Raw genomic sequence first — 11951 nt, forward strand, 5'->3', positions numbered from 1 at the left:
AATTTTTCTTCAACAGCTTTCATTCCACGATCCATGTTAAAGCCATGATCGCCATCACCAATTGGTGTATCCAGATCACTTAAAAACTGTTTATTGGTTTCAACTTTTTCAGCAAATTTACTCATCCAAGTCGTTAAGGTATCAACGGTTAATGTCATTTTTTAGTTCTCCTTTTACCAAGCAATTGTCTTAACTGGATAATTTAAGTAATCAAGCCATTTAGCATCTTTTATTTCAAATAAAGTAAGAGAAATGCCAGCCATATCAATTGAGGTCATGTAATTACCGATCTTAATAAAACTTGGTTTAATATTAAATTCTTGCAATTTGTTTAGTACATCATTTGCAAAAATATATTGCTCCATTAATGGGGTGGCACCCATACCATTTACTAAGCAGGCATACTTCTTATTACCATCAAGATGCATTTCATTATTAAGTTTACCAACCAGCTCTTCAACTAATTCCTTTGAAGGCTTAATTTTTTCACGACGATAACCCGGTTCGCTGTGAATTCCAACCCCATATTCAATTTCATCATCTTTGAGGACAAAACCTGGCTTGCCCACTTCTGGATTAGTAGCTGCAGATAAAGCTACGGCAATAGTCTTAATATTTGGCAAAACTTTATGAGCTAAAGCATCAATTTCATCAAGAGATGCTCCTTGTTGAGCAACAGCGCCAAGAATCTTATGCATAAAAATAGTACCAGCAACGCCACGACGACCTTGCGTATATAAACTGTTTTCTACTGCGATATCATCATCAACAACAATTGATTTAACAGGTATATTGTCCATACTTGCTAAATCCTTAGCCATATCAAAGTTCATAACATCACCGGAGTAATTCTTAACTACTAAGAAGACTCCTTGACCTTGATTTACTGCTTTAATAGCAGCATAAATCTGATCTGGTGTAGGTGAAGTAAAAACTTGTCCACAAACAGCAGCACTAAGCATCCCTTCACCAACATAACCAGCATGTGTTGGTTCATGGCCTGAACCACCACCACTAACAATTCCAACTTTACCTTTCATAGAATCCTTATCACTGCGAACAACAGCTTCAGTTCCTTCAATTTTCTCAATGTATTGTGGATAGGCTCTCGTCATTCCGTTAACCATTTCTGGAACAACATCATGAGGATCGTTGATTATTTTCTTCATAAAGAATCCTTCTTTCTAGGTCTTGTAATGAAAATGCTTACATGCAAATTGTAACATAACTGAATAATTGAGTTTAATATATTTTAACACGCATGATGACAATGTGTCATTTTATAACTTTGCAAACTAAAAAATGTCGATATATTCCTGTTTAAGAAACAATTATCAACATTCTAAATTACTTATTAATTTTTTAATCCTATACCAAATTCTCTTTAACCATTTGCTTAACGCAACGCTTCATTTCTTTAATATCCAAAACGCTATTAGCAAACTCCTTTCTAAGTAATTCTTTTGGCAAGTACTGATCATACTTATCAATTCCCGGCACTTCATTTGGGTAAACTAATTCTAGCGGTTCAAAATCTTTTGTTGCTTCTTCACCGATAATGTGCCAAAATTCTTGTTCATCCGCATCCATGGCAAAATACATAAAATATGGTCTGGATGAGTTAAATCCTCGAATATTCAACTGCTTACCACATTTGATCTTAATTAAGCGTTCCAATGCTAAAAATGCATAAGTCCCAGTCCATGGGAAAAGACACCACATGTTACCGCCAAGCTTGATTAAGTTCTTCTTTGGCCAACCAGCTAATGCCGCAGTATCGCGGGCCTGCGTTAAACGTGCCTTGCCGTTTTGCATCAAATACGGGTACATCGTTTTTTCAGCGAGTACCTTCTTCATTCTTTGCAAAATCTTCGGTTGGATATCGCCCGGTACATCCCCAAAGTAGGCAGGAATTCTGCCTTTTACTTCGTGACAATATACCTGGTGGCGCTTGATATCAACGTCTTCGACAATCCACACGCGACCGGCAATCGCAATCTTGTCCCCTACAGGAGGCGGCTTAACGATGGTACCTAATTCTTCGCTGCCAGCATGGACGCTGAATTCCTCATTTTCTTGGAAAACCGCGTAAAACTTAAAGTTATTCACAACTTTTTCGCCGGCAAGGCCCACAATCAAGCCACCATTCTCGGTCCATTCGATGTGTCCCGTTTTAAGCAAATGCTTAAGCAAAACGCGATAGTCTTCTTGGCTCACGTTGTGGAAATATGACAGAGTTAATACCCTAGAGGCCAGTTCTGCCGGTGTCATTTCACCACCTGCAGCCAGCATACTCATCGTTTGGTGGTAAAGCAAACTATATGGCAAACGGTTAGGTTCAGGCGGTTCAACCCATTTTTCTTCGGCATAAAGCTGTACCAAGGCAATTCCTTGCAGCAATGGCCATGGAATCAATTCTGGCAGCATTGCCCTTGATTCAGGGTGCTCTTCGCGCATCACAAAGTGCATTTCTGGCGGATTGCCGCGGCGTCCTGTCCGTCCCATTCTCTGCAAAAAGCCTGACACAGTAAACGGCGCATCGATTTGAAAGGCAGATTCCAGCTGACCAATATCGATTCCGAGTTCTAGCGTGGCCGTCGCACAAGTTGTCATATAAACATCGTCATCTTTCATTGCGGCTTCTGCAGTTTCACGCAAGGCTGGTGAAAGATTACCGTGGTGAATCATGAAGCGATCCGGTTCATGATTATAGGCGCAGTAGGCTCTAAGTTCCTGACACACAGCCTCACATTCTTCACGACTGTTGGTGAAAACCAGACACTTTTTGCCACGCGTGTGTTCAAAAATATAGCCAATTCCGGGATCAGCCAATTCTGGTGCCTTATCAGTTTTCGGTTCAATTTGACTGGGATCAAAATTCTTTGAACTAGCTTGTGGATCGGTTTTATAAAAATGTTCCATGGAAAGATGCCAAATTTGCGGTTCATTCTGCACCCTTGGAGCCACAGTTTTTCTATTTGAACCGGCACCTAAAAATTTGCTGGCATCTTCCAGATTGCCGATAGTCGCAGAAAGCCCGATTCTACGTGGATTAACGTTAGCTAGTTTAGACAAACGCTCAATTAAACAAAAAGTTTGTCCACCGCGGTCGCTTCTAAGAAATGAGTGCAATTCATCAACGACAATATATTTCAAGCCACCAAAAAGATGCGGAATATCCATGTGCTTGTTGATCATGAAGCTTTCAAGCGATTCGGGCGTGATTTGTAAAATACCCGAAGGATGTTTGAGTAGCTTACGCTTTTGTGTTTGAGCCACATCCCCGTGCCAGCGCCAAACTGGAATATCCACATCTGTGCATAAGTCAGTTAAACGATCATATTGGTCATTGATCAACGCTTTAAGCGGAGCAATATAGAGAACTTTAACCGAATCTTCCGGCTCATTGTAAATCTCTGACAAAATCGGGAAAAAGGCCGCTTCGGTTTTCCCTGATGCCGTTGAAGCTGACAAGAGCACATTATGATCAGTGTTAAAAATTTCTTCGGCAGCCGCAACCTGGATTGGTCTTAAATTTTGCCAGCCATGTTCATAAATATAATCTTGAATAAATGGCGCATAATGTGAAAAAACGTCCATAGTTCATCCTTTAAATCTTAAATTCGGTATAATCCTTTTCCGCATTATCCGAAACGGCTTCTGACTTGGTATAGCTGAATTGATCTGAATTAAGCAAGTCCGTGATCTTTTTATCTGGATTTTGCCAAACAATATCAAGCAATTCGATAAAGTCACGAATAATTTCACGTGGCGTGATATTAGTATCTGCACCGACGCGGGCATACTCAATCTTGATAAATTGAGCTAGGTCATTATCAGTAATCGTGCGCTCGTAGCCGTACAAATTGGCATGCATGTCAGCTAGTTTTTCTGTCAAAACCAGCATTTCTTCTGCGGTTAATGGTTCAAGCTTAATCACTGGAGCGTACATGTCGCGGGCGCTTTCTTGCGCAAATTTACCTGAGGCTAAACGACTACGCAGAGCTTCATATGAATAAACTCCGCGGCGCCGATCTTCAACGGCTTGCGGCGTACCACACATGATAATGCCCAGATATTTGGCCTTACCCTGCAAAGTATCGTTGTACATGGTCAAAATCTTTTCATAGTTGTACTGACGACTAATGGCGTTAGGAATTTTATAGATATTCACTAATTCGTCAATCATGATCATCAGGCCAGCATAACCAGCTTGTCTAAAGAAGGTCGCAAATAACTTCAAGTACTCATACCAATCGCTATCGGAAATGATAATATCAACACCCAAATCTTTTTTGGCTTCGGTCTTGTGACTGTATTCACCTCTAAACCACTTAACGACCTTGGCCTTAGTTTCGTCGTCACCACTCATGTAAGCGTGATAGTACATATTCAACAGCTTGGCAAAATCAAAACCGTGAACCAGTTCGTTCAATGATGAAATTACGCCATAAATCTTCTGATCCACTGCTGCTTCAAACTTGGGATCATCACTGGCAATTCCTTCGCTAACAACCTGTGTCTGCACCGAATTGATCCAGCGATCCAGAATCAAAGTTAAGGCGCCGCCTTCAGGTCTGGTTTTGGTAGAAAGATTTTGAATTAATTCACGATAAGTGGCTAGCCCTTGGCCTTTTGAACCTTGCAAACGTCTTTCTGGCGAAAGGTCGCCGTCAACGACCACAAATTTTTTGTCCATGACGTAGTTGCGGATGGTTTGCAGTAAAAAACTTTTACCGGAACCATAACGTCCAACGATGAAGCGGAAACTAGCACCGCCTTCTTGAATGACGTCGACATCGTGCAGCAATGCTTCAATTTCTGCTTTACGGCCAACTGTGATATAAGGCAAACCAATTCGTGGCACTACCCCACCTTTGAGCGAATTCAATACGATTTGGGCAATTCTCTTAGGTACTCTTCTTTTTTGTGGCATATTTTCATCCCTTCAAAAACATATCTTCTAAATCTTCTTTATAATCTTCAATAATTTGTGGTTGGTTATCTTCATCAAATTCGATGACATTATCGCCAATTTCGTCAAACAGCTTTTCGTTGATGCTATCAGCCAGAATCGATACCATCAAATGATTTTTCTTAACGTAATCTTGCCACGGCTGATTTTTAAGTAAAGAAATAAGCAAGAACATCTCATTTTTATCGAGACCATATTCATTATCTGTCTTAACTTCTGCTGGTTTCTCAATCTCTTTTTTCTGCTCTACTTGCTTTTGCTCTTCCTGCTCTAATTCTTTTTCTTCATCGGTTAACAGGCTATCGCGTGTTACCGAAGCATTAGCACGAATTTTATCCAAGTCAGAGAAATCAATCTTAATCTGATCAATCTTGGCTTTTTCTTGTTGTTCTTGATAAACAGCAATGCCAGCGTCAATCGCCTTTAACACCGCTTGATCGATAAAACGTGGCTTGATTGGACGCCCCAGCTTTAACTTCTCACGGGCAATGCGGTCCAATTCATGCAAAAAAGTATTTAAATTGGTCTTCTGCCTTTTCACCGGCTCATCAAAATGAATTTGCCAAGTGCCATTCATAAAGACATATTTTCTTGCGGCATCAACCATTTGGGTGGGAATTTTCTTTTCCCGATTATAAAAAACGCTGCCTAAAAACACATCTTGCTGCTTAACCTGTGGCTTAGCCACAAAGGCGCTGTAATAAGCAATGCCAAACTTTTTAGCATCTAGCAATTCCTGCCACACGCATTTTAAAAGCTCGGTAAATTTAGCCTGATTCTGCTTAATCACCTTGGAAGTGTTCCAATACGATGATCTATTTGCAAAAACAGCGGCTAATTTCTCAGTCGAATAATCTTCGGGATGACGCAAAATCAGATAGTCATGGTCTTCTTTAATTTCTTGGGCAAAACAATTATCGATCTCATCTTGTCCTAATTGGTAGTACAAAACATAGTCTTTTAGCCAATCATTCAGATAAGGTTCCATCGTCAAATCATACTTTTCCACATAGTTGTGCTTAAAATCAAGCAACTTGTCATAGCCTTCTTGTGGATTCACGCCGACATTGTTCAGTAATTCATAAAGATATACAAACGCATACGACGTACTCGTCTTCTGATAATCGCCCTTGCGCAATTTACTCCGCCAAGTAAAATAACTGCGCAACTGACCGATATTCATGTCGTGGTAAGTCGGATAAAAGCGTTTAAAGGCAAAATATTCTGCATAATTATCCTCATAGTCCGCCATAAAACGTGCTTGCACATAAAAATTCTTGGCTCTACCTTTTTGCGGCAAAAGACTGTAATCATACAGTTTGAGCATCTGTCTAATTTTATCCGGAATATCTGGATCGGCCTGCTCTTGCAAATTCTTGCGTGGCTTAATTGGCTGGGCCTTGTACTTTTCTTCCACATCATCAGGCGGAATATAAAAATATTGGTCCTGCGCGACGTTAACCTGCTTGCCGTTCATCGCTAGCTTAAAGGCATAATCGAGCGCCTTTTTGACTGAACTATCATTGTTTCCTAAAACAGCACCTACCCAAGCTGCGTCTTTGATTCTAACTGGATCAGTAAAACCTGGTAAATCGCGGATGGTGCCTGCAAAGTCACCACATTTTAAGTCAAGGACAGCTCTTATTTCTCCGTTGATCTTGATACGCGAAAGCATGGCAAAATAGCCGCTATCTACTGGCGACATGAGCACATAAGTCTCAGCCGAACCTGGAATAATCGGTTCAAACTTAAGGCCATATTTTGCATAGACGTATTTAAACAGCTGATTCGAATCCATTTTGCCTTCCTTTCTTGCGTACATGTGTTCTAATTATAACATTTTTTAAACGCACGGTCTCCTAGTAAACTCGGGCATAAGTATAAGTTTCTGTTTTTCATAAAATCGATATTTTGACATTTGTGTGGTTATTAACAAACTTTTATGTTATCATAGGTGACGTAAGTTAATGAAAGCGTTTTAATAAGCTTCCTAGAGAGGAAAAATCTTAATATGAGTACAAAAGAACGTTATTCTCAAGATGAACTTAGAAAAGCAAATCCTATGTTTAGCCGCACTCGTGCAACAATCGAGAGTGCATTTTATGGCAACAACGTACACGAAGTAACCAGTGTTGCTGAAGCTTACAATTTAGCTAAGAAGCAATCAGGTGTTATCGTTACTGACTTACCAATCCTTCACACCAAGGAATTAGGCTTACCTTACGGCGCAACCCAATTGGTTTACAACCATGGTAAGATCTTAGGTAGAACTGCCAGTGCACGTCACTTTGTTGACAATCCTAACGAAGATGCAGAAGCCTTAAACGGTAATTTACGTGAAGACATTTACAAAGGTCACGATCAAAAGTACTTAAAGGCTACTGTTTTGGTAGGTCTTGACCCATCATTCACTGTTAAGGCCCACATCATGATGCCAGAAGACCAAGCCTTCAACTTACTTTCATACATTTTGAACTTCCACTTCTTTGACGAAGAAGCTGAAAAGATGTACGCAAAGTCCAAGTTCTACAACGAACCAGACATCTACTTCTACTTCGATCCAAATGTTCAAGATGAAGATTATCCTAAGGGTTTAGGTGTATTTGACGCTCCTCATAACTGTGCCGCTGTATTTAACCTTCGTTACTTCGGTGAACTTAAGAAGGGTACCTTGACTTTAGCTTGGGCTATTGCTCACCGTCACGGCTACACTGCATGTCACGGTGGTGAAAAGTCATTCCACTTCAACGACAAAGACGACAAGACCTTCGCATTCTACGGCTTGTCAGGTTCAGGTAAGTCAACTTTGACTCACGAAATGTACGATGGTAAATACGACATCACTGTATTGCACGACGACGCATTCATCATTTCACGTGAAGATGGTTCATCAGTAGCTCTTGAACCTTCATACTTCGACAAGACTCACGACTACCCAGCAGGTCACCACGAAACTAAGTACTACACCACTATTATGAACTGTGATGTAACTCTTGACGAAAACGGCAAGAAGGTTATCGTTACTGAAGACTTACGTAACAACAACGGTCGTGTTATCAAGACCCGTTACACTAGTCCTCACCGTGTAGACTTTGAAAAGTCACCAATTACTGCTTTGTTCTGGATCATGAAGGACGGTTCATTACCTCCAATCATCAAGATCGATGACCCAGTATTGGCAACTACTATGGGTTGTACTTTAGCAACCAAGAGAACTTCTGCTGAAAACTTGCCAAAGGGCTTCGATATGAACACTTTGGTTATCGAACCATTCGCAGACCCATTCCGTGCATACCCTGTATCAGGCGACTACACAGACTTCAAAGAATTGTTCACTAAGCGTGGCGCTAGTTGCTACAGCTTGAACACTGACGCATTCATGGGCAAGGATATTCCAAAGGAAGTTACTAAGAAGTTAATCGAAGACTTGGCTAACGGCAACATTAAGGACAGCGACTTCAAGCCATTCGGTAACTTCAAGGGTGTAAGCTACTTACCAATTGACGGTTACGAAGTTCACCTTGAAGACCCAGAATACCAAAAGACCTTGGCCAAGAGAATGCAAGATCGTTTGAACTGGCTCAACAAGTACGATGAAGAACACCCAGAAACTCCAATCCAAGATGAGGCTAAGAAGACTTTGGAAGCTATCATCAAAGAATTGAGCTAATTAGGAAATGTTTCATATAATTAAATAAGATTTCTTAATGACGAAAATACGAGAGCTTAATGCTCTCGTATTTTTTATTGCTTAATGTAATCTCGCGCGGCTCTTAGTACGTCCATCTTGCCATGTTCTGTTAGATACTTTTTAGCTTCTTTAAAAGTAACCCACTTGTCTGCTAAGATCTCTTCTTTTTGCTTAGCTACCTTTTGTCCTGCAACGTACTTGGCCAGATAATATGTAACAGTTTTAGTTTTCTTTTCTGTTAATGAATATTTCTTCTTACGCATAAAATTGAAATCAAATTCTGGCTTTAGCCCTACCTCTTCCGCAACTTCGCGTTTAGCTGCTTCTTGGGCTGTCTCCTCGCCTTCTAAGTGTCCTTTAGGGAAACCCCAGTTATGATTTACTACGCTCTGTACAATTAAATATTCTAGCTCTCCGCTAACAGCTCTTCGATAAATAACTGCACCTGCCGAATGTTCCATAATCATTTTTGTCACCCAACCTTTAATAATTAAAACAATTATTAAATATTTATTAATGAAGGTCAAGAAATTAGGATCAAAAAAATGACCAAATCCTCTAGACTTGGTCACCTTATGTGCAGACGAAATTATTTAATTAAATAGAATGTTTTAAGTTACTTCTTTAAGTTCTTTTCGCAGTAATCCTTAACTTCGTCATCGCTGGCTTTAAGGATCCATTCAACAGCTGCTTCAGTCTTCATCGTGTCGTGGCCATTTGCTTCCATTTCGTGGTCCCAGATAGCGTCACGAATAGGCATGTGGTTACCCTTTGCCCAATCAAAAACTTGGTCCATTTCACGATCAATCATAGCGGTTTGTTCAATTTCTAATGCATCTGCCATAATAAAAGCTTCCTTCCTGATAACCATTACATTATAGTTTCATCAGATCTGATTACAATTATATTGTAGTGCCATCAGGTGCAAGTGTTAAATAAAACGCCTCATTCTTATTATTTTTTAATCTTTACCATTAACCGCTTCATCGGCCTTGTTAACAATGGTTACAGCGTTCAAACTTCTTGGGTAACCAATGAATGGAACGTTTTGTTCAATCACTTTCATTAAGAACTCTTTATCATTACCCAATTTAATATTAGCTTGAGCATGTGCTAAAAGTTGCGGTTCACAGCCGCCTTGTGCAGCAATGTAGCAGAAGGTTACCATTTCACGGTCATTGTCACTTAAGCCTTTTCTAGTGTAGTAATCGCCAAAGCAGTTATCTACTAACCACTTGTTGATAGTACCCTTCTTAGCAAAGTCTTTCATTTGTGGTCCAAATAAGCGAATTTGGGTCTCTTCGCCCTTTTCAAAACGATTATCCATAGTCGTGATTGATTGGCTTGGAAGAGGCATTTCTACGCCACGTGCACGTAAAACGTCGTTAGTAGCATTAAAGAATGGGAAGACTCTACCTAAACCTAAGTAGTCAACGGCTTGGTATAAAACTTCCTTTGCTTCGACAGGACTTACACCGTTATCAAGGGCTACAGGAAGCATTACCTTGTACTCATCAACGCCTTGCATCCCCAAAAGGTAGGCCAAAGTAGAGAGCATCTTAGTTCTATCTGGCAAATCAACATCTGCTTAAACTTCGTCAAAGGCAAAGTGATTAATTCTTTCTAAGGCTTCTGGATCAGTTTTTTCTAATAAGTTTGCGTGTGCAGTTTGTGCATCTTTTTTAATTGACATATTATCTTCCTTTCTAAGATGGTTATCTTCATCTTCTATTTAAGACCACTTTGCCATTAAAGAAAAATATCTAATTATTATTCTCACAAATAACTTGTACTTATGCTAAAACGGCACACTTAGTAAGACGCATGACATCGCGAGCAATCATTAATTCTTCATTGGTTGGAATTACCATCACCTGAATTGAAGAGTCTGGCTTAGTAATAAACTTTTGTCCATTGGTCTTATTAGCCTCGTAGTCAGGGTTTACGCCCATGTACTTAAAGGCATCCATAATTGCTTGACGCATGCCTACGTCGCCCTCACCAACGCCAGCAGTAAGCACGATACCATCGACACCGCCCATTTCAGCAATATATGCACCAATATAGCGGACAATCCGGTTAAGGAAGATCTTACGAGCAAGGACTGCACGTGGATTCTTGTTGTATTTCAAATCGCGCATATCTGATGAAATGCCTGAAATGCCAAGTAAACCAGATTTTTTATTCAAAATATTGATCATCTCATTCATTGAAATGCCGGTCTCATGCATCAAGTGCTGCAAAAGCGATGGATCTATGTCGCCTGAACGAGTACCCATAGTGATCCCAGAAAGTGGACTGAAGCCCATTGAGGTGTCATATGACTTACCATTCTTAACTGCAGTGATTGATGAGCCAGAACCTAAGTGGCAGGTAATCAATTTAAGGTCTTTCAGATCCTTCTTCATCATCTTAGCAGCTTCTAAAGTTACATAGTGGACAGATGTGCCGTGAGCACCATATTTACGTGCACCGTATTCCTTGTAGTAGTCATAAGGAATTGAGTATAAATAATGAACAGGATCCAGCGTTTGATGGAAAGAAGTATCAAACACGGCAACTTGTGGCACCTTAGGCAAAACATGCATAAATGCTTCGATTCCGCGTGCTTCTGCTGGGTTATGCAGTGGGGCAAAGTTTGACAAGTCTTTGATCTTTTGCAAAACCTCTTGATCAACTACAGTAGAATCCTTGAAGATTTCGCCACCGCTCACTACACGGTGTCCTACGCCAACGATTTCGTTTAAGTCTTCAACTACATGATATTTCTTTAAAGCTTTAAGCAGTAGACTTACTGCAGCTTCTTGATCAGGGACCTCAACATGTTCAATATGTTCATTGCCATCTTGCAAGGCAATCTTAAAGCTAGCCCCAGGTAAGCCAACACGATCAGCCATACCGAATGCCACTACCTTTTCATCAGGCAAAGAGAATAATTTAAATTTAAATGATGAACTGCCTGAATTTATTGCCAGAACCTTCTTCATTGCAAAAATCCTCCAATTTATTAGTTATATTTTTCACAAGTGAAATTTCACTTAATAGTATAGCTCTTTCATCTCTTATTTAAAACACTTTTCCAAAATCCGTAACAAGTCAAATCAGTTATAAGCACTGCTATATCAATGAATCCAATCATTTATTACAATCCATCAAATTCATTTTCGCCACTATTTAGCAAATATTAATTTATTACCTACTTTTTGAAATATTTAAAAACAATTATCAAAATTGTTCATTTTTTAACAAATAATGGTATAAAAACACCCCAAAGACAGATCGTCT

8 protein-coding genes and 2 pseudogenes are annotated in these 11951 nt (G+C 39.9%); 1 reads left to right on the plus strand and 9 read right to left on the minus strand.

Annotated elements, in window-relative coordinates; all coding sequences use genetic code 11:
- The 5 genes and pseudogenes from WS44_RS07750 to WS44_RS07770 all read right to left on the minus strand — a co-directional run.
- Positions 1–158: pseudogene (locus tag WS44_RS07750) on the minus strand (dihydroxyacetone kinase subunit L); the annotation flags it as partial.
- 15 nt (positions 159–173) lie between these two features.
- Positions 174–1169 (minus strand): dihydroxyacetone kinase subunit DhaK, encoded by a 996-nt coding sequence (dhaK, locus tag WS44_RS07755; RefSeq protein WP_046433921.1) that lies wholly within the window; start codon positions 1167–1169, stop codon positions 174–176.
- Positions 1170–1368: 199 nt separating this feature from the next.
- Positions 1369–3600, minus strand: coding sequence for a DEAD/DEAH box helicase (locus WS44_RS07760; protein ID WP_046433923.1), 2232 nt, complete (start codon positions 3598–3600; stop codon positions 1369–1371).
- A 10-nt stretch (positions 3601–3610) separates the two neighbouring features.
- Entirely contained in the window at positions 3611–4936 is a 1326-nt protein-coding gene (locus WS44_RS07765; RefSeq protein WP_013437294.1) for an ATP-binding protein, read from the minus strand.
- Between the two features lie 4 nt (positions 4937–4940).
- Positions 4941–6773 carry a TerB N-terminal domain-containing protein gene (locus WS44_RS07770; RefSeq protein WP_022087459.1) on the minus strand — a complete coding sequence of 611 codons (1833 nt, stop codon included), beginning with the start codon at positions 6771–6773 and terminating at the stop codon, positions 4941–4943.
- Positions 6774–6986: 213 nt separating this feature from the next.
- On the opposite strand from WS44_RS07770, the gene WS44_RS07775 reads away from it, so the two are divergent.
- Complete coding sequence (locus WS44_RS07775; protein WP_022087460.1) at positions 6987–8645, plus strand: phosphoenolpyruvate carboxykinase (ATP); 1659 nt, start codon at positions 6987–6989, stop codon at positions 8643–8645.
- 74 nt (positions 8646–8719) lie between these two features.
- Here WS44_RS07775 and WS44_RS07780 read toward each other — a convergent pair whose 3' ends face one another.
- The 4 genes and pseudogenes from WS44_RS07780 to WS44_RS07795 all read right to left on the minus strand — a co-directional run bounded on the left by WS44_RS07780 (position 8720) and on the right by WS44_RS07795 (position 11653).
- Positions 8720–9133 carry an NUDIX domain-containing protein gene (locus tag WS44_RS07780; RefSeq protein ID WP_022087461.1) on the minus strand — a complete coding sequence of 138 codons (414 nt, stop codon included), beginning with the start codon at positions 9131–9133 and terminating at the stop codon, positions 8720–8722.
- Positions 9134–9282: 149 nt separating this feature from the next.
- Positions 9283–9510 carry a hypothetical protein gene (locus WS44_RS07785; RefSeq protein WP_013437290.1) on the minus strand — a complete coding sequence of 76 codons (228 nt, stop codon included), beginning with the start codon at positions 9508–9510 and terminating at the stop codon, positions 9283–9285.
- 117 nt (positions 9511–9627) lie between these two features.
- Positions 9628–10359, minus strand: a pseudogene (locus WS44_RS07790) (carboxymuconolactone decarboxylase family protein).
- A 100-nt stretch (positions 10360–10459) separates the two neighbouring features.
- Positions 10460–11653 carry an acetate kinase gene (locus WS44_RS07795; RefSeq protein ID WP_013641565.1) on the minus strand — a complete coding sequence of 398 codons (1194 nt, stop codon included), beginning with the start codon at positions 11651–11653 and terminating at the stop codon, positions 10460–10462.
- Positions 11654–11951 lie beyond the last annotated feature (298 nt).

Origin of the sequence: Lactobacillus sp. N54.MGS-719 (assembly GCF_000980505.1) — a bacterium.
Lineage (GTDB): Bacteria > Bacillota > Bacilli > Lactobacillales > Lactobacillaceae > Lactobacillus > Lactobacillus amylovorus.